22 protein-coding genes are annotated in these 23,975 nt (G+C 58.6%); 5 read left to right on the top strand and 17 right to left on the bottom strand.

What is annotated here, in order from left to right:
- Positions 1–81: 81 nt before the first annotated feature.
- Together CLH62_RS06500 and trhO are read left to right on the top strand one after the other, a co-directional pair.
- Complete coding sequence (locus CLH62_RS06500; protein WP_099617284.1) at positions 82–813, top strand: DsbA family protein; 732 nt, start codon at positions 82–84, stop codon at positions 811–813.
- A 158-nt stretch (positions 814–971) separates the two neighbouring features.
- On the top strand, positions 972–1,976 hold the full coding sequence (gene trhO / locus CLH62_RS06495) for an oxygen-dependent tRNA uridine(34) hydroxylase TrhO (protein WP_099617283.1): 1,005 nt from the start codon (positions 972–974) through the stop codon (positions 1,974–1,976).
- On the opposite strand, the gene CLH62_RS06490 is transcribed toward trhO, so the two are convergent.
- The 8 genes from CLH62_RS06490 to CLH62_RS06455 all read right to left on the bottom strand — a co-directional run bounded on the left by CLH62_RS06490 (position 1,973) and on the right by CLH62_RS06455 (position 11,337).
- Positions 1,973–2,920, bottom strand: a complete 948-nt coding sequence (locus CLH62_RS06490; RefSeq protein ID WP_099617282.1) for a YbgA family protein — start codon at positions 2,918–2,920, stop codon at positions 1,973–1,975. The genes trhO and CLH62_RS06490 overlap by 4 nt on opposite strands.
- A 151-nt stretch (positions 2,921–3,071) precedes the next feature.
- A complete protein-coding gene (locus tag CLH62_RS06485; RefSeq protein ID WP_099617281.1) occupies positions 3,072–4,331 on the bottom strand; it encodes a TRAP transporter large permease in 1,260 nt (419 codons plus the stop codon).
- Between the two features lie 6 nt (positions 4,332–4,337).
- Positions 4,338–4,859, bottom strand: coding sequence for a TRAP transporter small permease (locus CLH62_RS06480; protein ID WP_228152782.1), 522 nt, complete (start codon positions 4,857–4,859; stop codon positions 4,338–4,340).
- Positions 4,860–5,855, bottom strand: a complete 996-nt coding sequence (locus tag CLH62_RS06475) for a TRAP transporter substrate-binding protein (RefSeq protein WP_099617280.1) — start codon at positions 5,853–5,855, stop codon at positions 4,860–4,862.
- Positions 5,856–5,999: 144 nt separating this feature from the next.
- Positions 6,000–8,243 (bottom strand): glycosyltransferase, encoded by a 2,244-nt coding sequence (locus tag CLH62_RS06470; RefSeq protein WP_099617279.1) that lies wholly within the window; start codon positions 8,241–8,243, stop codon positions 6,000–6,002.
- Complete coding sequence (locus CLH62_RS06465; RefSeq protein ID WP_099617278.1) at positions 8,243–9,298, bottom strand: lysylphosphatidylglycerol synthase transmembrane domain-containing protein; 1,056 nt, start codon at positions 9,296–9,298, stop codon at positions 8,243–8,245. Before CLH62_RS06465 ends, CLH62_RS06470 begins: the two co-directional genes overlap by 1 nt.
- Positions 9,299–9,352: 54 nt before the next feature.
- Positions 9,353–10,375 (bottom strand): DUF6160 family protein, encoded by a 1,023-nt coding sequence (locus CLH62_RS06460; protein ID WP_099617277.1) that lies wholly within the window; start codon positions 10,373–10,375, stop codon positions 9,353–9,355.
- Between the two features lie 302 nt (positions 10,376–10,677).
- Positions 10,678–11,337: a GntR family transcriptional regulator gene (locus CLH62_RS06455; RefSeq protein WP_099617276.1), complete on the bottom strand. Its 660-nt coding sequence runs from the start codon at positions 11,335–11,337 to the stop codon at positions 10,678–10,680.
- Positions 11,338–11,589: 252 nt separating this feature from the next.
- Here CLH62_RS06455 and CLH62_RS06450 point away from each other — a divergent pair, with 252 nt between their 5' ends.
- A complete protein-coding gene (locus CLH62_RS06450) occupies positions 11,590–12,729 on the top strand; it encodes an alkane 1-monooxygenase (protein ID WP_099617275.1) in 1,140 nt (379 codons plus the stop codon).
- Positions 12,730–13,069: 340 nt separating this feature from the next.
- The gene (gene gloA, locus CLH62_RS06445) at positions 13,070–13,618 is read left to right on the top strand and encodes a lactoylglutathione lyase (protein ID WP_099617274.1); all 549 of its coding nucleotides are present in this window, start codon (positions 13,070–13,072) and stop codon (positions 13,616–13,618) included.
- 6 nt (positions 13,619–13,624) lie between these two features.
- Here the strand turns inward: gloA and CLH62_RS06440 are convergent, their stop codons facing one another.
- The 7 genes from CLH62_RS06440 to CLH62_RS06410 all read right to left on the bottom strand — a co-directional run bounded on the left by CLH62_RS06440 (position 13,625) and on the right by CLH62_RS06410 (position 21,517).
- Entirely contained in the window at positions 13,625–14,578 is a 954-nt protein-coding gene (locus CLH62_RS06440; protein ID WP_099617273.1) for a DMT family transporter, read from the bottom strand.
- Entirely contained in the window at positions 14,575–15,228 is a 654-nt protein-coding gene (locus CLH62_RS06435; RefSeq protein WP_099617272.1) for a LutC/YkgG family protein, read from the bottom strand. The genes CLH62_RS06440 and CLH62_RS06435 overlap by 4 nt, the downstream gene beginning before the upstream one ends.
- Positions 15,225–16,664, bottom strand: a complete 1,440-nt coding sequence (locus tag CLH62_RS06430) for a LutB/LldF family L-lactate oxidation iron-sulfur protein (protein WP_099617271.1) — start codon at positions 16,662–16,664, stop codon at positions 15,225–15,227. Before CLH62_RS06430 ends, CLH62_RS06435 begins: the two co-directional genes overlap by 4 nt.
- Positions 16,661–17,440: a (Fe-S)-binding protein gene (locus CLH62_RS06425; RefSeq protein WP_099617641.1), complete on the bottom strand. Its 780-nt coding sequence runs from the start codon at positions 17,438–17,440 to the stop codon at positions 16,661–16,663. Before CLH62_RS06425 ends, CLH62_RS06430 begins: the two co-directional genes overlap by 4 nt.
- 91 nt (positions 17,441–17,531) lie before the next feature.
- On the bottom strand, positions 17,532–18,563 hold the full coding sequence (locus tag CLH62_RS06420) for a type I asparaginase (RefSeq protein ID WP_099617270.1): 1,032 nt from the start codon (positions 18,561–18,563) through the stop codon (positions 17,532–17,534).
- Positions 18,560–19,975, bottom strand: a complete 1,416-nt coding sequence (locus CLH62_RS06415; protein WP_228152804.1) for an aspartate ammonia-lyase — start codon at positions 19,973–19,975, stop codon at positions 18,560–18,562. Before CLH62_RS06415 ends, CLH62_RS06420 begins: the two co-directional genes overlap by 4 nt.
- A 63-nt stretch (positions 19,976–20,038) precedes the next feature.
- A complete protein-coding gene (locus tag CLH62_RS06410; RefSeq protein WP_099617268.1) occupies positions 20,039–21,517 on the bottom strand; it encodes an alanine/glycine:cation symporter family protein in 1,479 nt (492 codons plus the stop codon).
- A gap of 178 nt (positions 21,518–21,695) precedes the next feature.
- Between CLH62_RS06410 and CLH62_RS06405 the strand changes: the two genes are divergently transcribed.
- Positions 21,696–22,511 (top strand): helix-turn-helix domain-containing protein, encoded by an 816-nt coding sequence (locus CLH62_RS06405; RefSeq protein WP_099617267.1) that lies wholly within the window; start codon positions 21,696–21,698, stop codon positions 22,509–22,511.
- 42 nt (positions 22,512–22,553) lie between these two features.
- Here CLH62_RS06405 and CLH62_RS06400 read toward each other — a convergent pair whose 3' ends face one another.
- The gene (locus CLH62_RS06400) at positions 22,554–22,823 is read right to left on the bottom strand and encodes a ComEA family DNA-binding protein (protein WP_099617266.1); all 270 of its coding nucleotides are present in this window, start codon (positions 22,821–22,823) and stop codon (positions 22,554–22,556) included.
- Between the two features lie 440 nt (positions 22,824–23,263).
- Positions 23,264–23,965, bottom strand: a complete 702-nt coding sequence (locus CLH62_RS06395) for a GntR family transcriptional regulator (RefSeq protein WP_228152781.1) — start codon at positions 23,963–23,965, stop codon at positions 23,264–23,266.
- Positions 23,966–23,975: the final 10 nt, after the last annotated feature.

The following is a 23,975-nucleotide window of genomic DNA, read 5'->3' as shown; positions in this document are numbered from 1 at the left end:
CTTAGCGTGCCACACTGGTTGTTGAAATGGTCGCCAGCTAATTAATTCCGGAAAATCCCAAACACAAAAAGGAGCCCCTTCATGGGTGAAGCAAAACGTCGTAAGGAAACCGGAACGCCGCCTCCTGGCAAGCCGAAATCCAATAAGCCACTTTTTATGGGCATCGCAGTGCTTGTCCTGGGGGCAGCGGTTCTCGGAGTATTTTTCCTGACAGCCTCACCGAAGCCAACCTCTGATGAACTTCCGGTGGCCTCTGCCAATGCCGAGGCGTTTCCGGCGCAACTGGACCGGTACGGAGTTTCCGTTGGGCCTGAAGACGCTGCGGTTGTGGTACGGGAGTTTGCAGATTATCAGTGCCCGGCCTGTGGCAGCTTCGCCTCCGCCAGCAAGCAGCTGAAACAGGAGTATGTGGATACCGGCAAGGTCCGTTTCGTCTATTTTGATCTGCCCCTGCAGCAGCATGCCAATGCCATGCCCGCCGCCCAGGCGGCACGTTGCGCCGGTGACCAGAATGCCTACTGGAAGATGCACGATCGTCTGTTCGAGAGCCAGACAGAATGGAGTGGCTCCAACGATCCGGTGGCAACCTTCACCCGCTATGCCGTTGACCTCGGGCTTGAAGAACGACGCTTCCGGACCTGCATGACCACAGAGCTGCATCGGGAAGCGGTGGAACAGAGTCGCCAGGTAGCCATGCAGCTGCGAGTAACCAGCACCCCAACGGTTCTGGTGGATAACATTCGCTTGACGCGTCCCGGCTGGGGTCAGCTATCCGCTGTCGTGGAGCGTGAGCTCGCCAGCAAGGCCCAGTAATTCTTTATAAACCCGCACAAATCCGCACTTGATCGTGAGCCTGAGTTGGTTAAAATTTGCGCCCTCTCAGGCTCCGATCTTTGAGGCCTCTGAGATCTTTGAATAAATAGCCCCGAACCCATGCTCCGGATTTACGATCCGGTCCGCAGGAGAAGATGATGAGCAACAACGTTGTTGTCTGTGCACTGTACAAGTTCGCAGTCCTGAATGATTACAAATCCCTCCGCCAGCCCCTGCTGAACCTGATGCTGGAAAAAGACGTCCACGGCACCCTGTTGCTGGCCCGTGAAGGCATCAATGGCACCATTGCCGGCAGCCGTGGAGGCATTGATGCCGTGAAAGCCTGGATCGCCAGCGACGAGCGGTTTGACGGCATTGACTACAAAGAATCCTTTGTGGATATCCAGCCGTTCAAGCGCACCAAGGTGAAGCTCAAGAAAGAGATCGTCACCATGGGCGTGGACGGAATCGATCCGAAGCGCATTGTCGGCACCTATGTCGATCCCAAAGAGTGGAACAATCTGATCTCCGATCCCGATGTGGTTCTGGTGGATACCCGCAACCAGTACGAAGTGGAAATCGGCACATTCAGAAATGCCGTCAACCCGGCCACCGACACCTTCCGGGAGTTCCCGGAATACGTGAAGCAGAACCTGGACCCTTCAAAGCACAAGAAGGTTGCCATGTTCTGCACCGGCGGAATCCGCTGTGAGAAGTCCACGGCATACCTGAAGGAGCAGGGTTTCGAAGAGGTCTATCATCTCAAGGGCGGCATCCTGAAATACCTGGAAGACGTGCCCGAAGAGAATAGCCTGTGGCACGGAGAATGTTTCGTGTTTGATGACCGGGTAACAGTCAATCACAAGCTGGAGCGTGGCGAGTACGACCAGTGCCATGCCTGCCGCCGGCCGATTACCGAGGAAGATAAACAGCGCCCGGAGTATGAGCAGGGCGTGAGCTGCCACCGGTGCATTGAGTCACTGACTGACGAGCAGAAAGCCCGGTTTGCCGAGCGTGAGCGCCAGATGCGTCTGGCCGAGGAGCGGGGCGAAGCCCACGTGGGTGGTGAAGCGGCCCGCATCATTGCCGAGCGCAAGGCCCGGAAAAAGGCAGAGCGGGAACGCCAGGCCAGGAAGAGTCTGGAAGGTGAGCGGGCGCGCTAAACGTTATTCCGGAGCCCAAGCTCGTCCGGGTAGGGCGTCAGGTACTTCTGGGCGTGCAGATAGTCCACCGGCTCCCGGCGCTGGGCCATGCGCAGCAGCGTCATCGGCACCACCAAGGGCACCTCGCCCCGGCGATAGGCTTCCATCTGTTCCATCAGCACCTTGCGGTCCTCATCGCCCATGGAGTCCCTGAGGTAACCCATCAGGTGCTGCATGGCGTTCATGTGTGAGCCCCGGCTGACCTTCTGGCTCATGGCTTCCATGAACGGGTGGATGTAGCGTTCAGCGATGTTTTCCAGCGGCTCGGATTTTAGGTCTCCCAGCATGGGGCCAAGCTGGCGGTAGATTTTTTCGGAGTGGGCCAGAAGCTGAAACTTGTGGCGGGTATGGAACTCGATCAGTGCCCTGGCGGAGAGATTCTCGCCGGCCACATTCTGCATCCAGTCGTCGTAGGCAAAGACCCGCTCAATGAAGTTTTCCCGAAGCATGTCATCGTTCAGGCGGCCTTCTTCTTCCACCGGCATCAGCGGGTAGGCTTTCAGCAGCGCCTCGGCAAACATGCCCCGGCTGTCCCGGTGGATTACCTGGCCGTTCTCGTTATGAACCTTTATTCGCTCCATGCCGCAGCTGGGCGACTTGGCCATCAGGATGTATCCCCGAAGGTCTGCCAGGGTGGGCATGATCTGGCCGATAAAGCCCTGCATGGCGTCGGTGTGATCCGCCGTGCCTTTGGTTTCAATCAGCCGGAGGCCATCGCTGTACTCGCGCAGATGAATGGCAGGGCGCGGTACACCCAGGCCCGCTTCCAGCTCCGGGCAGATGGAACGGAACTCAAAATGCTTTGACAGCACCTGGGTGCAATAGCGGGAATGCTTGTGCCCGCCATCATGGCGAACTTCCTTGCCCAGCAGGCAGGTGCTGATTCCGACGGGGATGCCGCTCACGTTACTCTCCGATGGTTAAAAGGACCTTTTTGATACGTGAATTCAGTTTAGACCGATCAGCGGTCCGGCGAAAACTCCGACCCGGCCTGGTGCTGTGTGCGGCCGAAGCGTGGGGGTACTCGTCCCTCTTGAGCCGTTTCCCGGGCATGGATCATCCCGACCAGCCGGCCAGGATCGGCACGTAGACGACCAGCAGCAGCACTGCGATCAGCCCCAGCAGATAGGGGATGATCGCCCGGGTAATGCGCTCCAGCGGCAGCCGGGTGACCGAGGACGCTACATAGAGGTTGATCGCCACCGGTGGGGTGATCATACCGATGGCCAGTCCTACCACAATGATTAGGCCGAAGTGGATCGGATCGATGCCCAGCCGGGTGACCAGCGGCAACAGTACCGGCGTAAGGATGATCAATGCGCTCGCCGTCTCAATGAACACCCCTGTGAGTAGAATCACCGCTACCACCAATAGCATGATCACGTAGGGGTCAGTCGACAGTGACAGCACCGCCACGGCGATGGTGCCGGGGACCTGCCAGCTGGAGAGGGTCCAGCTGAGTACCGCCGAAGTAGTGATCACCAGCATGATTACCGAGGTGGTGATCGCCGAGCGAATCAGGATACGGTAGACGTCGGCGAGGTTCAGGTCACGGTAAATGAACAGTGACACCAGCAGGGCATAGTTGACCGCGACCACCGCCGCCTCGCTGGGCGTGAACACCCCTGAGAAAATGCCGCCGAGGATGATCAGCGGTGTCGCCAGCCCCCAGCTGGCGCTCCTGAAGGTTTTCCATATGGTGGCGACCGACAGCTCAGTACCGCGCGGGTAGTTCCTGCGGTAAGCCTGGACGATGGCGATGGTGGCCAGCCCGAGGCCCATGACGATGCCCGGCACGATACCGTTCAGGAACAGTTCCGACACTGACTGCTGGGCGATGACCGCGTAGATGATCATCGGCACCGAGGGTGGGATTACCACGCCGATGGTGCCGCTGGCGGCGATCAGGCTGGCCGCGCTGGCAGGGTCGTAGCCCTTCTTGCGCAGCTCGGGTACCAGGCTCGCGCCTACGGCGGCGGTTGTGGCGGCCCCGGAGCCAGAGATGGCGGCGAAGAACATGCCTGCTCCCACTGACACGATGGAGAGCCCGCCCTTGAGGAAACCGAACAGCGAGTCGGCGAAGGCCACCAGCTTCTCGCTCACTTTGCCCTGGGCCATCAGATCGCCGGCAAGGATGAACATCGGCACCGCCACCAAGGCGAAGGAGTTGATGCCCTGGAACATCTGCTGGGGAACCACCATCAGCGGCACGCCCTGGGCATAGAGCGGTACCAGGGCACTGGCACCGATAGCCAGGGCGATGGGCACGCCGAGCAGCATGAAGATCAGGAATAGCACGAAGAGCAGAACGGTCATGGGAGCCTATTCGCCGTCTGAGTCGCGAGGTTCATGCTGGTCTACCGCCAGGGCACAGAGATCGACCAGGACATACCAGGCCATGATTGCCGCGGCAAGCGGCATGACCGCGTAGACCCAGGTCATGGAGAGGCGCAACGAGGAAGATTTCTGGAAGCTCTGTAACTGCATATACTCCAGGCCGACCACGATCAGCGCAACCAGAAAGCCCAGCGCCACTAGCAGTGCGACGATGCGGGCCAAGCGCCCAGGCAGGCCGGGAAGGGTATCCACCACGAAGGTCATAGCGATGTGCCGGCCGCGTTGGAAGGCCAAAGTAGCGGCGAGGAATGTGATCCAAATCAGGAGGAAGCGGGCGACCTCTTCAGTCCAACCTACCGCAGTAAAGAGCCCTCGCGAGATGATCTGCAGGGTGATCACACCGATCAAGGCCGTCATCGCCATGAAGACCACAGGGGCGATGACGGCATCAAGGGCGCGCTCACTCCACCGCAGCCGTCGCAGCAGGGAATGGGCGAAAGAGGACACTTACTTGAGCGCCTCCTGGATGCGCGGCAGGTAGTCGCCGAACTGTTCGCCGTACTTCTCATAGACCGGGACTACCGCCGCCTGGAACGCGGTAATGTCGGGCTCTTCGACGATCTGCATACCTGCCTCGCGAAGCTCGGCCAACTGCTCGACCTCCATCTCGGCGTTTACCCGACGCTCGTGCTCAGCGGCCTCCTGGGCTGCCTGCTTCAGGACCTGCTGTGCAGCTTCAGGCAGATTGCTCCAGACCGGAATACCGATGACGAAGATCGCCGGTGCATAGGTATGGCGCGACATCGTCATGAAGTCCTGAGTCTCGTAGAGTTTGAAGGAATGGATGACGTTAACCGGATTCTCCTGTCCGTCAATGGTGCCCTGCTGCATGGCAGTCAGCGCCTCGGTCCAGGCCATCGGCACGGCGTTGGCGCCCAGCTCGCGGAAGGTGTCGACGTAGACCGGGTTCTCCATTACGCGGATACGCAGGCCGTCGATGTCCTCGGGTCGCTCCACCGGGTGTTCGCTATTGGTGAGATTGCGAAAACCGCGCTCGGCGTAGGCCAGTCCCTTGAGGTTAACCTCGGCGAGACGGTCAAGCAGCTCTTGGCCGATCGGACCATCAAGTACCTCGTACGCCGCTTCGGGGGAGGGGAACAGGAATGGCAGCTCGAACACCGCTATATCTTCCAGAAAGTTAGCCACCGGACCGTTGGTGATCACGCCCATGTCTACGGTACCGATCTGCATGCCCTCAAGCAGGGTGCGCTCATCGCCAAGGCTGGCGTTGGGGTAGATCTCGATATCTACCTTGCCCTCGGTGCGCGCTTCGACCAGTGCCTCGAACTTCTTGGCGGCAATGTGGAAGCCATCCTGCTCGTTGACCACGTGGGCGAGGCGCAGGGTCACCGGATCCATGTCGGTGAATTCGCTGGCCTGGACCCCGGCGGCCACGGTGAGCGCGGCCAGGAATGCCAGCTTACTGCGGATAAATCTGATCATCTCATATTTCCTTTTTTTTGTTTTGTATCGGAGTGTTGCGGCCTGTAGCGGAAAACCTTACACCGCCCTGAAAGGGGCAGTCAATCGCCGCGATCGTCGTCGCTGCAGCAGCAAGTCGGCGCCACAGCCTCTCCGGGACCCCGCTTATTGCAATGTGTGACCGGAGCGGCTCCGCTTCTTGGCGAACATGGCCAGGCTGGTGGCGTAAATCGTGCGGACATCGGTAGCGAACTGCTCCACGGAATAGTCCTTCGCGAAATCCAGAGCCTGCTCAGCCAGTTGCTCGCGCAGTTCGTCATCTTCCAGCAGTTTTTTCACTTGTGCCCGCCACTGATCCTGCTTCTCTGGCGTCTTGAAGCCATTGAATCCGTGCCGCACCACATCCTCAATACCACTGGAACGCACGGCCACCACCGGCAGCCCGGCGGCCATGGCCTCCAGTATCACCATGCCCTGGGTCTCGGATTTCGAGGCAAACAGGAAAGCGTCACCCAGTCGGTACCAGATGGCCATGTCTTCCGGGGGAACGGCGCCCACCAGGGTAAAGTACTGGGCCAGCCCAAGCTGTTCTATTTTCTCCTGAAGGCGGTCTTTTTGATGGCCATCGCCAATCATCAGGAACCGGAAAGGCACATCGGTTTCCCGCCTCAGTGCATCAATCGCTTCAATCATGAAGTCGATATTCTTTTCATTGGATAACCGGGAAACGCTGACGAACACCTTTTCATCGCCCAGGTTCAGCTGGTCGCGCAGCTGCTCAATGTCTTCCGGGCGAACATCCTGGAAACGCTGGTATTCAATGCCCGTGGGTTGCACAAACGTGGGCGTCTTCACCCCGATCATCCGCAGGTATTCCTCGGTGGAGTAGGTGGGCACGATCACACCATCGCATTTGTTGGCAAAATGCTTGATCAGGGCGTGGGAAATCAGGTTCCGGAACAGCATGCCCGGCAGCGGCACAAAGTGGGCGTAGTGCTCCAGGCGGGTATGGTAAGTATAGATTGCCGGCACTTTAAGCCTGCGGGCAACGAACAGCCCTAGCGAGCCCAGCCAAAAGGGGTGGTGCAGATGGATGATATCCGGACCGAAGGCACGAACCCGCTTGCGGATCCTGCCCAGGAATATGTTGGCCAGCCGGAATTCCCGTTCCTCGCCCATTGAAAACAGGGAGGGCACCCGAAGCACATGGGCTTCTGCTTCCGGTTGGCCCTTGTAACGGGGCGCTACGATCAGCAGCTTGTCTCCCAGCTTTTCCAGGCCCCGGCGCAGCCGCTCAATTGAAATGGGGACGCCACCGATGAACGGCAGGTAGTTATTGGTAAACATGGCCACTCTCAGCGGGCGCTCCAGCCACGGCGCCGGGTCCAGATCGTAATCCGGGTAGTAGTCCTTGCCGATGAAAATGGCACCGTAGAGCTTGATGGTGATGGCCGCGAACACCGCAACAATCAGCAGGAAATTGATATAGCCGGTATAGAACACGGAATAGATAAAGAACCAGAGGCTCTCCAGGCGCTTCAGAACCGGATGCTGGCCCACTTCCATGCGCTGCAGGCTGTGGCTCACGTCACCTTCAGCACTCACATTCACCCGCACATAGTGGTAGAAGCTGGTGTCGTTGTTCATTACCAGGCCGCCGGCACCCCCGGTGGTAATGAAGGTGGTGCCGTCCACGGACTTTTCCGAATACAGTGACAGGTTGGCGGAAAACACCTGGTCAATATTGTGGTCACTCACGGTTTCGAGCAGCGCGTCCCGGAACTCGGGCGGCGCCAGATAATCCGCCTTCTGATCAAACGGCGCGTTTTGGTCGGGATGCAGGGGCGGGTGGCCGATAAACAGGATCCTGGCCTTGGACGAATCCTGCTTCAGCAGGTCATTCAGCCACCGCATCTGCCAGCGCCAGGGGGTTTTGCCGGTGCTGTCCAGGAAAATAAGCCGGGCATTGCCCGCCTGGATACTGAAAAAGTGCGGGCCGAAGTGGTCATAGAACCGGAAGCTGCCGAATTGCTCGTATTCGTGGGCGCCGAAGGTAAGCAGGTAGGGAATGTCCAGATGGCTCAGGGTGCCATAAAGCGCGCGGTATTTGTCTTCCCCGCCACCACTGACGGCATTGCCGGCGGACACCATAAACTCGATGCCGGAACCGTTCAGCTCGGGAATGATGCGGTCTTCAAAGATGCCCACCGAGTTATTGATGTTACCAACGACAGCGAAGCTGAAAGGTTTTCCGGGCTCGACAAGGCGACCAATCCGCTCAACCTGCTCGGTGTGAACGCCTTCGAAATCCTCCGTAAACAGGTTCAGGTAAACTTTGTAGCCAACCAGCAGAAGCACCACCAGCAAACACAGGTAGAACAGAAGTTTGAGTGGGTTTCGGAAAATCATCAGGCGCTCCTGCGATTGGCAATCAGTTCCCTCTGGAAGACCACCAGTCCGACAATCATGCCCAGGTAGATGGTCAGCAAACGCCAGCCGACAATCACCAGAATCAGGTGATTACCAGAGAGGATATCCCGGAAGAAGCTGCCAAAAACACCCTCCGAAATGCCAGACGCCCCGGGGGTGGGTGAGAAATACATGATGAACGTGGTTACCACCAGCAGCCCCAGGGACACCAGGTAATCCACACTATAGCCCAGCCAGTAGATTAGCAGCGCCGGGAAACTGAACAGGCTGAGCAGGAAAACCGCGGTAAACAGAATGGACATCACCACGAAGAGCGGGCGGCCGCGAAGGTAGTCGCTGAAGCTGCCGGAGAATCGCAGCATCTCCCGGCGGGCCTTGAACTGCCAGCGCCGGTGCCGGGATTCGCTGATCAGGTGCATCCGGCGGGCAGTGCTCAGAAGGTTACTGAGCGGACCGATAAGCCAGTGAGTCCGGAACAACAGAATGGCGAAAAAGCCCAGGTAAATCAGGATAAAGACCGCCAGGGCAGTACCGACGCTTCCGGTAATGGCGTGATCCTTCAGCGCATTCAGCGTGAGCAGAAACACAGGCGTCAGGGAAAAGATGAATATGACCGCCAGCACGGTCCGAATGGTGGTGGCCGCCGTGGCTGTGCCCACAGGCACCCCGTGGTTGTTAAGGTACCAGATCTGCGCGAACCCGCCGCCTGTCGCCATGGGTGTGATATTGGAGAAAAAGAGATTGATGAACACCAGCCGGAACATGGTCGACAGTGCCATCCGCTGACCGAGAGCCCTGAGCGTGAAGTAGAGGCGCAGCCCGTCTGCCACAAAATAGATGAGCAAGAGGCCGATGATCGAAAGCACGGCACCCGGCTGGATGAGCCGGTTATCGAAGTTAATACTCCGCTCGGCAAACTGATCATAAACGGTGTACAGCCCGGCAGTCGTGAGCGCGACGAACAGCAGACTGAAGATTGCCAGCCGTCGCCCGGAGGTGCGCTGTGAGTAATCGATGTCAGTGGAGTCAGTCATGGGCTGCCCGTCAGAGTAAGACGGGCAGTTTACAGGGTAGGGTGTGGTTGGTGTCTAGTGTCCATAAACCATCATGGTGGTGTTGGTAATGGCGAAGTCCGTGAACTGAACGCTACCAATGCTGGTGCCGCCTACTTTGAACACGGGCATATCGATATCCGCCCGGAACTCCACATCGTGAACCGACAGGCCCTCCTTGGCAGAAGCAGCGCTGGTGCCCCGCGACAACTTCGCCGTTGCACTGGCCATTCCGAAGTGTCCGAGAGTATCGTCGCCCCGGCGGTTATGAATCTGCAGCCCCTCGATGCCCACGGCGGCAAAGTTGAACAGCAGGATAACGTCAGCGGCATCCCAGTTCAGACTGCCGTTGGTAATCTCGAAGTGAGTATCCAGCTGCAACTCCGAACCGGAAACCTCATTGCCGTTCGTCAGAGTACGGGTGGAACTGCCCCCATTTCGAATTACAAGATCCGTCGGCCCGATGTGACCCTGCAACAGGATATCCGAGAACAGAGTCGCCGAACCCTCGTTGCCTGAACTGGTCACACTGTCCACCGCCAGCTCAAAATCCACCGCCTGAAGATAATCCTCCAGACTGGTCGGATCGCCATAATCCGTCGCACCCAGGTGCATCACCAGATCACCGCTATCGAACTGCTTACCAAAAGAGCCAGCGACAGAATACTTCGCCAGAGCATCGGCCATATCCGGATTGTTTGGGTCCAACAACCCCGAATTGGCTCTACGGGCAATCTCCGAAAACCCGTGCTCAAGCACCTCCCCATCGCCGGCAATATCGATCGTCAGCTTCATGTTGTCCAGCACCGTATCGTTCTGGCCAGAGAGCCGCAGCCCGTTCACATTCAGCGAACCTTCATCAATCCAGCTGAAGCGATCAATGCTGAGCTTGGTCTCCAGCTCAATCGTCACCCCCGCCTGCCCGGTGACCCCCGACAGGGCCCCATCGTTCATCGGTTTGAACTCCGCCATCGCAGGCAGCGGAAGGGCAAGGGCGAGTACCCAGACAGAAAGCGTGGAAGACGTGCTTATTCGATGGCAGGCGTGTGACTGAGTCATGGTGGCCCCAAAAGTCCGGTTTATTGTTTTTAGCGGAGAGCGTTAAAACACTCCCAGGGCCGCAGGGGGACAGCATAACCAATGCAGCGGAAACTTCGGTTTGTTACAGACTGTTACGATAGTGGGCGAGGCAATAAAGATCCGTGCGCTTTGTCACAATCGAAGTATCGAGAAGGTCTCGGCGGAGGGAATGGTCGGGCTTTCCAAAACCGTGCGGAGCCATGGATGGCGGAGCCGAGCGTACAGGGAAGTATTCACAGCGTGTTTTGGAAAGCCCGACCATTCACTTCGCATGCACCATGCTAAGAAGCGAGGGCCTGCTGAATTAGAACTTTCTGATGCTCCGCAAACTCCCGAATCAACGCCTGCGCCTTAACCGAATCCCGCGCCAACACAGCCTGAGGCAGATTGGTAAAAAACTCACTGGTCTGGGCAAGCCCTTTCCGGTACTTGTCGGCACCAAGATAATAGGCCCGACTCACCGCCGGTTTGAAGTTCGACAGAGCCTCCGTGAGATAAGGATTTCCCACCACCTCGCAGCAAGCCTCCATCACCCCAAAACTCGCCTCCACCACCGCCGCAATATCAGTGGAAGGCCCCCTCATCTGTTCAAGAACCTTGCCCACCGCATCCAGCATCATCTGCTTATCACTGTCCTGCCAGCGCTCACACAGCCGCGCAGCCAGCATCATCAGCAAATGCATATACACATCGTAAAGCTCGGAAGCATGGCCAGCGTCCATCCGGGTAGCTGAAGCACCTTTGCGAGGGGTGATTTCTACCAGATGCCAGCGTTCCAGGGTGTACAGAGCCTCCTTCACCGAGGCCCGGCTCACCTTCAGTTCTCCGGCCAGGGTGGCCTCCTGAATCCGCTCTCCCGGGCGAATCCGTCCGGTCATGATTCGCTCCGCGAGGTAATTGGCAATCTGCTCGGCCAGTGTGTTGGGTACCTGAAAATCCATAAAGGCTCTCTGGACAGGTCTTGAAAGCCGGCTGGCCCCGGAGGTCTTCAGGCCGGCGTAAGAAAGTGTGTGCATGAGTTTACCACAGCCTCGAATTCAGAAAGCGACAACCCCCTGATGCGGCGAGGGTTCCTGACAAATGTCAAAAATTCTTCCCACCAATCGTTGACGACTGATGCATTGTAGGACAATAATTCAGAAGACAACAAGCGATGACTGTTTCGCCAACAAGCATTCGAAGGAGAGAAGGAAATGAGCACAGCACCATTGTCGGTAAACCGGGAGGCCACCCGCCGCCGGGTACTGTTGACCCTGAAGAAATACAGCTACCTGATTGCCATGATTCCCTTGGTACTGCCGCCCCTGCTGTTAGCTGCCGGCCAGGCCACCGGGCTGGTAAACCTGTTTTCCTGGGGCGTACCTGTCGTTGTTTTCGGAATCATTCCGGTGCTGGACATGCTGCTGGGCAAGGACTCCCTGAATCCGGATGAAGAAACCGATGTACCCCGGATGAACAGTGAACTCTTCTACAAGGTCATTACCCTGAGCTGGGTTGCAGGCTTCGCGGTATTACTGGTGTGGAGCATGCTGGAACTGGCTTCCGGTACCTTCAGTCTGATTGGCGGTATCGGGTGGGTCGTCTCAATCGGAATTGTCGGAGGCCTGGGCATCAACGTCGCCCACGAACTCATCCACAAAGACAAAAAACTCGAAACCCGGGCTGGCGGCTTTTTGCTGTCACTGGTCTGCTACGCCGGCTTCAAGGTCGAACACCTGCGTGGCCACCACGTGCACGTCTCCACCCCGGAAGACGCCTCCTCATCACGTTACAACCAGTCCCTCTACAACTTCCTGCCCCAGGCATACGTGCGTAACTTTCTTAACGCCTGGAAACTGGAAGCCGAACGCCTGCAACGCAAAGGCCACAAAGCCCTCAGCTGGCGCAACGAACTGATCTGGTGGTACAGCATCAGCGCCCTGGTACTGGCCGCCTTCACCATCGCCTTCGGCTGGCTCGGTGCGGTGTTTTTCCTCGGCCAGAGCTTCATCGCCCTCAGCCTACTAGAGATCGTCAACTACCTCGAACACTACGGCCTGCACCGCCGCAAACTCGAAAACGGCCGTTACGAACGCACCGGCCCGGAACACAGCTGGAACAGCAACTACTTCCTCACCAACGTCTTCCTGTTCCACCTCCAACGCCACAGCGACCACCACGCCTGGGCCAAGAGACGCTACCAGGTCCTCCGCCACCACGACATCGCCCCCCAACTACCGGCCGGCTACTCCGCAATGATCGTCCTGGCGATGGTCCCCCCACTCTGGCGAAGGGTCATGAACCCAAGAGTAGAGGCCTATTACAAAGGCGAAGAACACCAGTTGGCGAATTAGACAGGAATCAGGAGTTGTATTCAGGGGCGCCGGCAAAAAAGTGAACCGGCAGGGGTGTGAGGGGTAGTTTCTGCAGGGAAACGGATGTCTGAGCGAAGCGAGTTCCGGATTCCCGGAAGAAACTACCCCTCATGCCCCTGCCAGCCCCCAAGCCCAGATCGGCCAAGACAACCCTGGCCCCCAGACTTCAGAGCGTCTCTGAAGAACCGCCGGCCAAAAACCGGCCCTCAAGACCCCGGCGGTGCGTCTCTGGCCCCGGGGTCTTTTTTCCGCCCTTGAAATTCCCCTGAAACGCACGCAGGTATAATGGTTGAATCCTGCGAAAAAAGGGAAAACCAAAATGCCCAAGCATTTCGAACAGGCCCCCGGCCTCCACGAAGAACCCGTTCCGGAAACCGAAGGCTACGTATTCAATCAGACCATGATGCGTATCAAGGAACCCGAGCGTTCCATGGACTTCTACACCCGAGTGATGGGCATGCGCCTGGTTCGCAAACTGGATTTCCCGGAAATGAAGTTCACCCTGTATTTCCTGGGTTACCTGGATGACCGCCAGGCCGGCCTGGTGCCCCATGACGACGCCCACCGCACCACCTTTACCTTCGGCCGCGAAGCCATGCTTGAGCTGACCCACAACTGGGGCACCGAAGACGACGAGGACTTCGCCTACCATAACGGCAACGATGAGCCCCAGGGTTTTGGCCACATTGGCATTGCGGTACCGGATGTTTACGCCGCCTGCGATCGCCTCGAAAGGCTCGGCGTGGAATTCGTGAAAAAGCCGGACGACGGCAAGATGAAAGGCCTGGCCTTTATCAAAGACCCAGACGGCTACTGGATCGAAATCCTGCAGCCAGACATGCTCGAGAAGCAGCGCAAGATGAGCTGATATCGCTCAGTCCGCGCCGGCCACCTGGCCGGCTGCGGGCTTGCTGCCATATCGGGATGCGACGATCACCGCTGCGGTCAGAATCAGCGCGCCGGCAATGCCGATAGGCCCCAGTACTTCTTCCAGGAACACCCAGGCCAGCAGAGCCACAAACAGGGGTTCCAGGGTGACAATGATGCTGGAAAGGGTAGCCGGTGTGGTTTTCATACCAGTGAAGAAGCTCACATAGCCAATGCACGTCGGCACTACGCCGATGTAGCCCACCATCAGCCAGTGCCTCAACTCCAGGCTTTCCAGCCCCTCAAATCCGCCACTCACTGCCACCACCGGTAACAGAATCAACGCTGCGGTAAAAAAGCAGATAAAAGCCGTGGTGAATACCGGGGTGCCAGCGGAACTGTATCGGCTGGTCAGGGTAAAGCCGGTGTAGACCACGGCTGCCAGCAGCGCCATCAGAATGCCCGCCAGGCGCAGAGTGCCGCTGGTATCCATATCGCTGAGCACCAGCATGGCGGTGCCGGCAATGGCGGCGATCAGAGAGAGTATCGTCAGCAAGCCCGGCTTTTCGCCCAGCAACGGTGCCGCCAGGATGGCGACCAGTACTGGCGGCAGGCACAGCGCAATCAGGGTGGCGATGCCTGCGCCGGTGAGATCCACGGCGAGCAGATAACTGCCCTGGTAAAACGCCTGGAACAGCCCCAGAGCGGCCAAGGGCAGTAAGGCTTTTGGTGTCAGGCTTCGTAGCGAGCTGCCGGGCGCCCTGGCGCCGGGATTGGCTCGCTCAAGGCGTGCCTGTTCCCGCCGCATCAGCAGCCAGAAAAACGGTAACGCCACCGCCAACCTCAGAAAGCCCAGGGTGATGGCCTGAAGCTCGGTGCCGGTGAACAGGAATTTCGCAACAATACCCGTGGTCGCCCAGAGCAGGGCAGCCAGGGCGATCAGCAGGGCGCCTCGAATCATTCAATAACCAGTACAATCAGCTCTTTGGGACCGTGAACACCGTAAGCAAGGGTCTGCTCAATGTCGGCGGTTTTGGAAGGGCCAGAGATTAACAGGGCATTGGTCGGCATGCCAGCGGACCAGTTCTGGGCCTTCATGGCTTCATGGAAGGTTGTATAAAGTTCCGAGGCCTTGAGGATGGCAATGTGCACTGGCGGCACCAGGCTCATCAGCCGAGGTTCATCCACCGTTGGCCACAGGATCAGTGAGCCGGTTTCGGCAATGCCACCCCGGGTGGAGGTGATGCTGGCGTCCACTTCATTGAACAGGTGCCCCTTCCAGCTGTGTACAGGCTCATCGTAGATCAGCAGTTCCGGCAAATCATTGCGCCCGGCGTTGCGCAGGGACTGGCTGATCTCGTGGGTTTTTGCCACCAGCAGATTGCGGGCACCGCGGGTGGCCAGAATTTCAGCAAGACGGTTCATCCAATTGTCGTCAGTACAGCGGTGAACCTCACCGTGCACCGACTCTATCATTCTCTCAAACCGGTCAACACGCTCCGCTGTGGACCAGTCCGGCCGTTGAAGCACGGAAAAATCGCACTCCGGCACCGTCAGCTCGCCGCCGGTACGGTTGCGCAGGCGCTGCAGAATTGTTTCCCGGGAACTCATTGGCCGCGCTCCTTCATCCGTTGGTGCAGGGTTTTGGCGGCCAGCTTCGGCGCTGTCCGGTAGTCGGTCCAGGCGCCGGCACTGGCAGGCTGCAACGCCCGCAGCTTGCTGGCGGCACCAGTGCCAAAGCGGTAGAACCCGGGGCTGGCGTGCATCCAGGCCCAGCCTTTCCAGATCATCGCCTCCATGGTGCTGCGCTTGGCGCCATGGCCGCGTACCTTGGCCGGGTGCAGCTTGTCGCCATCCACCGATTCCTGGCGCAGCCGTACCAGCAGATCCGGAATCGGAATCTTCACCGGACATACCTCTCCGCAGGCGCCACAGAGACTGGACGCGGTCGGCAGGTGGCGGCCTTCATCCAGGCCAATCAGGTGCGGCATCAGGATCTTGCCAATGGGGCCGGGGTAAGTGGTGCCATAGGCATGGCCACCTACCCGGGTATACACCGGGCAATGGTTCATGCAGGCGCCGCAGCGAATGCAGCGCAGCGTATCCAGCAGTTCGTCATCCTGGTAGATCGACGAGCGGCCGTTATCCACCAGCACCAGATGGACTTCCTCAGGGCCGTCCAGCTCCTCTGCCTTGCGCGGGCCGGAAATCATATTGAAGTAGGTGGTGATGTGCTGGCCCGTGGCCGAGCGGGTGAGCAGGGCCAACAGTCCGGTAAGGTCTTCCATGGTCGGCACCACCTTCTCGATGCCGGTGACCGCAATGTGGCAGGGCGGTACCGTGGTGGTCATCCTTCCGTTGCCTTCGTTCTCCACCAGGCACAGGGTGCCGGTTTCCGCCACCGCAAAGTTAACCCCGGAAACCCCCACATCCGCGTTCATGAACTTTTCCCGCAACTGCAGTCGGGCGCTGGCGGTGAGGTATTCCACATCGTTGGAAAGGTCCGTGCCGGTTTTATCGTGCAATAATTGGGAAATCTCACCGGTATTCTTGTGAATCGCGGGCATGATGATGTGCGACGGTGTTTCATCCGCCAGCTGCACAATGTACTCGCCCAGGTCCGATTCCAGAGCCTCGATGTCCTGTTCCTGCAGGTAATGGTTCAGCTCCATTTCCTCGGAGACCATGGACTTGCCCTTGATCACCGTCTTGGCATCCCGGGCCTTGCAGATGTCCCGGACAATCCGGCAGGCCTCATCGCCGTCCACCGCCCAGTGGACCTTGACGCCGTTTTCCGTCAGCTTTTTCTCAAGCTGCTCCAGCAGATCCGGCAGATTGGCCAGGGCGCGCATGCGGATATTGGCGCCCAGATCCCGCAGGGTTTCCAGGTCCCAGCCCTCAAAGGCGGCCTTGCGCTTGGACATCAGCCCGTCCATGGCGCTGCGGAAGTTCTTGCGGATCTTCGGGTTCTGTATAGCCGCCTGGGCGCGGGGGTGAAACTGTTTTACATCGATGTGATGGTCAGTGTGTTCGGCTGTTTCGCTCATGACTGTTGCCCCCCTTTGTCCTGGGTGCGCGCCCACAGGAAACTCAGAATATGCTGGCCCTCAAGGGGCTTCTGGTTCTTCTCGGCGTAGCCGGCAATGTTCATCAGGCAGCCGCAATCGGTGGTGACGAATTCCTTGGTGCCAGCTTCCACCAGGGTATCCACTTTTTCGCTCACCATAGCGCCGGAAATCTCCGGGTGGCGAACCGCAAAGGTGCCACCAAAACCGCAACATTCTTCCGGTCGGATCTGCTCCACCAGGTTCACGTTCTTCAGCTGGCCCAGCAGTTTCGGGCCTACTTCCGCCACGCCCATTTCACGGCGGGCCGAGCAGGAGGTGTGCATGGCCACGGTGGTGGGTTCGCCCAGATCGTCCAGCTTGATGTGGCACACGTTCAGCAGAAAATCGGTCAGCTCCCAGACCCGCCCGGCAATGCCGGCGGCTTTCACTTCGTCCGTGGTGTCCTTGAACAGGGCCGGGTAATGCTTGCGCATCATCCCGCCACAGGAACCGGAAGGCACCACGATGGGCCAGTCCCCGGGGAACAGATCCAGCTGGGCCTTGGCCACCGAGCGGGCCTGGTCATGGTAGCCGGAGGTGTAGGCAGGCTGGCCGCAGCAGGTCTGGTTTTGCGGAAACAGCACCTCGATGCCTTCCCGCTCCAGCAGCTCCACCCCGGCAATGCCCGCATCCGGATAGAACATGTCTACCAGACAGGTGCCGTAGAAATAGACTTTTGCAGGTTTTGATGGGTAAACCCTGATGGTATCAACCATATGCCGCCGCTCAACCGTGTTGGAATTGTTATCCGGTAATAATAGGGTGGCGAGTGCGGTGTTGCCAGGCGACTTTAGGGGCACTGGAAATTCAGCCATTCCCTCCAGCTGTAATCTGGTTTGAGTCACCACTCAGAGGTTGTTGCAGCGCCTTTCGGAGAGAATCGGCTGAATGCCCTGTGGCCAGCAGAAAATGCAGTTTGGCAAAAGCGGCTTCCGGGGTCAGGTCTGCACCGGGAATGACCCCGATCCTGTCCAGTGCCGCGCCCGACGCATAGGCCTTCTGCGCCACCCGCCCTTGTAGGCACTGACTGACATTCAGAACCGCAATGCCCCGCTTGATCCCCTGCGCCAAAACCTGGACCAGGCTGGTGTCTGCGTCTGGCGCATTGCCTGCGCCATAGGTATGGATAACTAGCCCCCTTAACCCCGGTAACGCCAGGGCCGCCTCAACGAGGGCCGCTGGTATGCCCGGGTACAGTGTAAGGGCCGCCACGGACCGGGGGTTAAACGTGGGTATCTGAAAATCCGGCTTCCCGGGGGGAAGGAGCAGGTCGTGACGTAGGCCCAGGTCGATTCCGCCCCGGCCAAGCCGGGGCGCATTGGGGGAATCGAACGCATCCAGTTCACTGATCTTCAGTTTCCGTGCACGGTTGCCCCGGAGCAGATTGCCACGGAAGTACAGGCACACTTCCGAAATCTCCTGTAAGGCCGCCAGGGCCAGCGAGGTGATCACGTTATCCATCGCGTCGGTACGGGACCGCTCAAGCGGGATCTGCGATCCAGTCAGGATCACCGGTTTGTCGCAGCCCTTGAGCATATAGGAGAGGGCCGAGGCGGTGAAGGCCATGGTGTCCGTGCCATGGAGCACTACAAAGCCGCTATAGTGATCCCAGTTCTCGACGAGCACCCGGGCCATCGTCGTCCAGTTTTCGGGCGTCAGATTCGCGCTGTCGATGAGTTGGTCCAGTTCGACGACATCGAACTGCGGCAACTCGCTGCGTCTTCCTCCGAGGTGGCGGGCCAGTCGTGCGCCGAAATCCGGGCCCGGAACATAAGCACCGTTGGAGGAGACCATACCGATGGTCCCCCCGGTATAGAGCACCAGTACCCGGGGGGTCACAGCTCGTCTCCGACAGGTGCGAGCATCGCCCGTGGGCTGAGCAGACGGTCTAGCTCGCCGGCATCCAGCAGGCCCTCCTCCAGCACCAGATCCCGTACCGTGGAGCCGGAATTCAATGCCTTTGAGGCGATTCGCGTAGCGTTGGAATATCCCAGCCTTGGAACGAGAGCGGTAATAATGCCAATACTATTGTCCAGGTGCCGTGCGCATTGCTCGGTGTTGGCGCGAATGTCTTTAATGCACCGTTCGTCGAGCATGCTGCAGGCGGAACCAAGCATTTTCATGGAGTTGAGCAGATTGAAGACGATCAGCGGCTCCATGGCGTTGAGCTGAAGCTGTCCGGCTTCGGCTGCGAGGGTCACCGCCAGGTCGCTGGCAATCACCTGATAGGCAGTCTGGTTCACCGCCTCGGGAATCACCGGATTGACTTTGCCCGGCATGATGGAAGAACCGGGCTGCATGGGGGGGAGCAGAATTTCTCCCAAGCCCGTTCGGGGCCCCGAGGAGAGCAGACGAAGGTCGTTGCACATCTTGCCCAGCTTCACCGCAAAGCGCTTCAGGATGCCTGAAAACAGCACAAAGGCGCCCATGTCGGACGACGCTTCCACCAGGTTGCTCGCGGAGACCAGGGGTTTTCCGGAGATTTCGGCCAGATAGTTGACCGCAAGTGCCTGATAACGAGGGTGGGTATTGATTCCCGTACCAATAGCGGTTCCGCCGAGGTTCACTTCACAGAGCAGCCGGCTGGCTTCGTGCAGGCGTTCGATATCTTCGCCAAGGTTAACGGCGAAGGCCTCGAACTCCTGGCCCAGGGTCATGGGTACGGCGTCCTGCAACTGGGTGCGCCCCATCTTGACCACATCCGCGAATTGCCGGCCTTTCTGTTCGAGGCTTTCCTTGAGATGGATGATGACTCGCTCCAGAGGTTCCGCAGCAAACTGCACGGCCAGGCACACTGCCGTGGGGTAGGCGTCATTGGTGGACTGCGAGCGATTGACGTCGTCGTTCGGGTGGAGATGGTGATACTCGCCCCGGCCATGGCCCAGTTTTTCAAGTGCGAGATTCGCAATCACCTCGTTTGCGTTCATGTTAGTGGAGGTGCCGGCGCCGCCCTGAATGAGGTCCACCACGAACTGGTCGTGCAAATGTCCGGCGATGATGTCATCGCACGCGGCCAGGATGGCTTCGGCTTTGTGGGGCGCTAGAGCCCCGAGGTCGCGGTTCGCCATCGCCGCCGCCTTTTTCACCATGGCCAGCGCCCGGACGAAGTCCGGGAAATGGCTGATGGGAACGCCGGTGATCGAGAAGTTATCCAGGGCGCGCTGGGTCTGTATGCCATACCAGGCATCGGCTGGAACGGGGAGATCGCCAAGGAGGTCGTGTTCAATGCGAGTGTTCATGCTTCGGGATATTTCCTTGAAGTCAGGCACCAGGCCTGGATATAAGCGGCCCCGGCCGGGGCCGCGAAGGTTTGCTCAGGAACGTTCAGTGACGGGTTGGCCACTCTGGCCAACGCGGGATCGAACGCGCTCGATATCCTCCGGTTCGATTTCCCATGCGGCTGCGTCCAGATTCAGATCCTTGAAGCGCGCAACATCGAAAACCGGCTGCTCAATCCCCTCGGCAATCTGGTCGTCAAAATCTTTCAGGATGCGAAGGCCTGGCTTGAACAGGGCGATCAGCGCAATCAGGTTAACCAGAGCCAGGAGGCCCATAGTGACGTCTGCAAAACCGAATACAGTGCCCAGATCAGTCGTCGCGCCCCAGCAAACCAGGCCGATGATGGCAACACGGAAGGTGTTGAAGAAGTTCTGGTTCTCGGTGCTGAAAAAATTGATGCTGTTTTCACCGAGGTAGTAATTGTAAAGGATGGTGCTGAAGCCAAAGAGCATCAGGGCAACGCTTACGAAGCTGCGCCCCCAGTCACCAACGTGGTCTGCCAGCGCTGACTGCGTCAGAGCCACCCCACCAACGTCGCTCATGCCAACTGGGTCATAGACGCCGCTCAGCAGGATGATGAAGGCGGTGGACGAACAGATAATCAAGGTGTCGATGAATACCGAAAACGACTGGACCACCCCCTGGTTGGCGGGGTGGGGTACATAGGCGACGGCCGCGACATTTGGTGCACTGCCCAGTCCTGCTTCGTTGGAGAACAGGCCGCGTTTGACGCCCATCAGAATGGCCGCGCCGATACCGCCACCTACAACTGGCTCAAGGCCGAAGGCGCTGTTGACGATCAGCATGAAGACGTCCGGAATCTGTTCGATATTCAGGGCAAGAACGACGGCAGTGATCAGCAGGTAGCTGCCTGCCATGACCGGAACCAGGAATTCAGCAACCCGGGCAATACGGCGGACGCCGCCGAAGATGATCAGGCCCACAACCATTGCCAGCGCAATGCCGGTGTAGAAAACGGGAATGCCGAATGCATCGTCGACAGACGTTGCAACCGCATAGGACTGCAGGGCGGTGAACCCAAAGCCGAAAGTCAGCAGCAACAGAACCGAATACAGGCCTGCCATCCATTTCCAGCGGGCACCAAGGCCACGGGCAATGTAATGGGCCGGCCCGCCGCGATAGGTGCCGTCGGGTTCAGCCACCTTGTAAGTCTGGGCCAGGGAGCATTCAAGGAAACTGGTGGCCATGCCCATGAGCCCGACTACCCACATCCAAAACACGGCACCGGGGCCGCCCAGGGTAATTGCAACCGCTACCCCGGCAATATTACCCCCGCCAACGCGACCGGCAACCGAGAGTAGCAGCGCCTGAAAGGAACTCAGGTGGCCGTGCTTGTCTTTCTGGAAGGCCTGGCTGGCACTGAGAATCCGGAACATGCGCCCGAAATAGCGGAACTGTACGAAGCGGGAGGCGACGGTGAACCCAATACCAACGGTGACCAACAGGGCAATCAGAACCTTGCCCCACAGTAATTCGTTCAGAAACTCCAACATAAGCAACTCCGATGATGATTGTTGTTGTGTGAAGTTCCTATTTAACCAATTGAGTACCCTTGCTAGAATTTGCGCATCATTGCCTGTATGGCGTGATATGTTGCATTTATAGCGTCAAGTAGCGCTATCGCAACCTGACGCACCGGGCATCTCGACGACACAGCGGGCGATACATCGAATGCATCAGGATCTGGCTCAGAACCTCAGGCTGCTCTGTAGCTACTACAAGTCCATTGCGGAGGTTTGCCGCCGCCTTGGTATCAATCGCCCGCAATTCAACAGATACCTGGGCGGCCAGCACAAACCCTCGGCGAATACACTGCGCCGTCTGTGCGAGTTTTTTGGTGTGGAAGAGCAGGAAATTCTTCTGCCCCATGGCCAGTTCCGACGCGTGGTGGATGTGCGCCCTAAGATCAAGGCCCGGCCGAACCAGGAAGAGGATTTCATCCAGGAACATCTTGACCGGCTCGATCATGAAGCCCGGGGTGATGTTGATAGCTACCTTGGTTATTACTACGAGTACTACCAGTCTATGTCGGCGCCTGGAAAGGTGCTACAGAACCTGGTGTGTCTGGAGCGCCGGGGCAACCGCGTGGTCTTCCAACGCACGGAACGAATGCGGGCGACCAGCAACGAGCCGCCCTGCCACAATCGGTATCAGGGCATTGCCTACTTGCTAACGGACCGCTTGTTCCTGGTGGATTATGAAACACTCAACCGCCACGAGGTCACGCAGACTATTCTCTTCCCCAGTTTCCGTAATCGGGTTACCCGGTTGACCGGGCTGAAGATAGGGGTTTCGGACAACAGTGAACGGATGCCCTGTTGCGCCAGGGTGCTCTACGAATACCTTGGACAGAATGTCATTGTGCGGAAGGCCCTTGCCAATTGCGGTTTACATGACCTGGACAGTAATCAGATCGACCTATCCATCCGCGAGGCCGTTCGTAACGACATGGCGCCGGAAGAGTACCTTTTCCGGGCTCGTCACTAACGGCAAAAAAGGACAGCGGCAGAGCGCCACTGCCCGGTGGTGTTACTTGACGGTCAGACGCTCGGCGTTCTTTTCAACGGTGCGTTCGCCAATGCCTTTTACCTTGGAGAGGTCGGCGGTTACCGCGAAGGGGCCATTGGCTTCGCGGTAGGCAACGATGGCTTCGGCCTTGCTCTGGCCGATGCCATTCAGGCTGGCGAGCGTGGATACGTCGGCGGTGTTGATGTTAACGGCTGCTTCCTGTGCGTAGGCAAAACCGGTAACCAGGCTGAACAGCAGAACGAGGGTGGCGAAAATCGGTGTGCGTTTCATAGATACGAGCTCCTGAAGCTGTGTTGCGTTTTTTGGTTTTGTGCCAGGGCGCAAAGCAGCAGAAGCGAAATGTAAGAAGAGAGCAGAAATGTCCGGTAGGCAATAAAAGTGCACGGACGGGACCACGTTCCTTGTGGTCCCCGATTCCGTGGCTGATCCCTGCCTGGTCCTTCAGGCGTGCGCATCATCCTGAGCGCATCATCCCTGTGGTCATCCCTGTAAGCCCTGATCCTTAGGGCAACTCCTGATCCGTGGAGGGCTCTTCCCTGGAGTTCTCGTCCTTGAGCCAACGTTCCTTGCTGGCTTGTCATCCCTGACACGGACCATTCTACGGGGGATCTGATTCGGCCATATCGGACATTCGCTCCGAGGTGTGTGCGATATGTCTTACAGGCTTGTGAGCATTCCGGCGGTCGCCAAAATGAACTCGGGTTCAGTATTTATGCCCCCTGAGAGGTAGGTTGTTGCTCACTTTCAACGGGGCTCTGCCGGTGCGCCTCAGCGGCCTCCCGAATTCGCTCCATTGTAATCTCCCGAACAGCCTTCTGGCTGGCGCGAATATGCCGGGTCAATCGGTCCGCCGCCTCGGTGGCCATGCTACTTCGCAGTGCCTCCAGAATGGCGGCGTGCTCCACATAGGTGGCATCCACCCGATCAACCCGCGTGAAGTCCAGCCGCCGGATGATCCGCAGCCGGTCGGTAATTTCCCGGTGAATCTGCGTCATTTCCCGGTTACCGGCCGCAGCCACCAGATCACAGTGAAAACTCTCGTCCAGCGCCCGAACCGTGCTGCCTACCGCCCGCTCGGAGGGATGGTCCGGGTTCCAGATGGCGGTCAGCATCCGCAATGCCTGGGGCTGCTCGGCCAGGCCGCAGATCTTGTGCATCGCCGCTCGTTCCAGGGTAATCCGCAGGTCGTAGAGTTCTTCTACCTGTTGGAAGTCGAATGGCTTCACTTGCCAGCCGCTGCGGAACAAGACCTCTACGTATCCTTCCCGCTGCAACCGGTAAAGCGCCTCCCGAACCGGCGTCCGGCTGGCATGCAGGCGCGTTCCCACATCGCCCTCGCTGAACTTGTCACCGGGGATCAGGCGGAACTCAAAGATGTCGTCCTTCAGGGCCTCGTAAACCCTGTCTGCCATGGACTCTTTT

The sequence above is a fragment of the Marinobacter guineae genome (assembly GCF_002744735.1).
GTDB classification, from domain to species: Bacteria; Pseudomonadota; Gammaproteobacteria; order Pseudomonadales; family Oleiphilaceae; genus Marinobacter; species Marinobacter guineae.
This window is presented reverse-complemented; position numbering and strand designations above follow the sequence as displayed.

Bases quoted from the DNA above. Each gene is read 5' to 3' on its own strand.
- CLH62_RS06500 (WP_099617284.1), top strand. From the start codon at position 82: ATGGGTGAAGCAAAACGTCGTAAGGAAACCGGAACGCCGCCTCCTGGC.
- trhO (WP_099617283.1), top strand. From the start codon at position 972: ATGAGCAACAACGTTGTTGTCTGTGCACTGTACAAGTTCGCAGTCCTG.
- CLH62_RS06485 (WP_099617281.1), bottom strand. From the start codon at position 4,331: ATGACCGTTCTGCTCTTCGTGCTATTCCTGATCTTCATGCTGCTCGGC.
- CLH62_RS06475 (WP_099617280.1), bottom strand. From the start codon at position 5,855: ATGATCAGATTTATCCGCAGTAAGCTGGCATTCCTGGCCGCGCTCACC.
- CLH62_RS06470 (WP_099617279.1), bottom strand. From the start codon at position 8,243: ATGATTTTCCGAAACCCACTCAAACTTCTGTTCTACCTGTGTTTGCTG.
- CLH62_RS06465 (WP_099617278.1), bottom strand. From the start codon at position 9,298: ATGACTGACTCCACTGACATCGATTACTCACAGCGCACCTCCGGGCGA.
- CLH62_RS06460 (WP_099617277.1), bottom strand. From the start codon at position 10,375: ATGACTCAGTCACACGCCTGCCATCGAATAAGCACGTCTTCCACGCTT.
- CLH62_RS06455 (WP_099617276.1), bottom strand. From the start codon at position 11,337: ATGGATTTTCAGGTACCCAACACACTGGCCGAGCAGATTGCCAATTAC.
- CLH62_RS06450 (WP_099617275.1), top strand. From the start codon at position 11,590: ATGAGCACAGCACCATTGTCGGTAAACCGGGAGGCCACCCGCCGCCGG.
- gloA (WP_099617274.1), top strand. From the start codon at position 13,070: ATGCCCAAGCATTTCGAACAGGCCCCCGGCCTCCACGAAGAACCCGTT.
- CLH62_RS06440 (WP_099617273.1), bottom strand. From the start codon at position 14,578: ATGATTCGAGGCGCCCTGCTGATCGCCCTGGCTGCCCTGCTCTGGGCG.
- CLH62_RS06435 (WP_099617272.1), bottom strand. From the start codon at position 15,228: ATGAGTTCCCGGGAAACAATTCTGCAGCGCCTGCGCAACCGTACCGGC.
- CLH62_RS06430 (WP_099617271.1), bottom strand. From the start codon at position 16,664: ATGAGCGAAACAGCCGAACACACTGACCATCACATCGATGTAAAACAG.
- CLH62_RS06425 (WP_099617641.1), bottom strand. From the start codon at position 17,440: ATGGTTGATACCATCAGGGTTTACCCATCAAAACCTGCAAAAGTCTAT.
- CLH62_RS06410 (WP_099617268.1), bottom strand. From the start codon at position 21,517: ATGTTGGAGTTTCTGAACGAATTACTGTGGGGCAAGGTTCTGATTGCC.
- CLH62_RS06405 (WP_099617267.1), top strand. From the start codon at position 21,696: ATGCATCAGGATCTGGCTCAGAACCTCAGGCTGCTCTGTAGCTACTAC.
- CLH62_RS06400 (WP_099617266.1), bottom strand. From the start codon at position 22,823: ATGAAACGCACACCGATTTTCGCCACCCTCGTTCTGCTGTTCAGCCTG.
- CLH62_RS06395 (WP_228152781.1), bottom strand. From the start codon at position 23,965: ATGGCAGACAGGGTTTACGAGGCCCTGAAGGACGACATCTTTGAGTTC.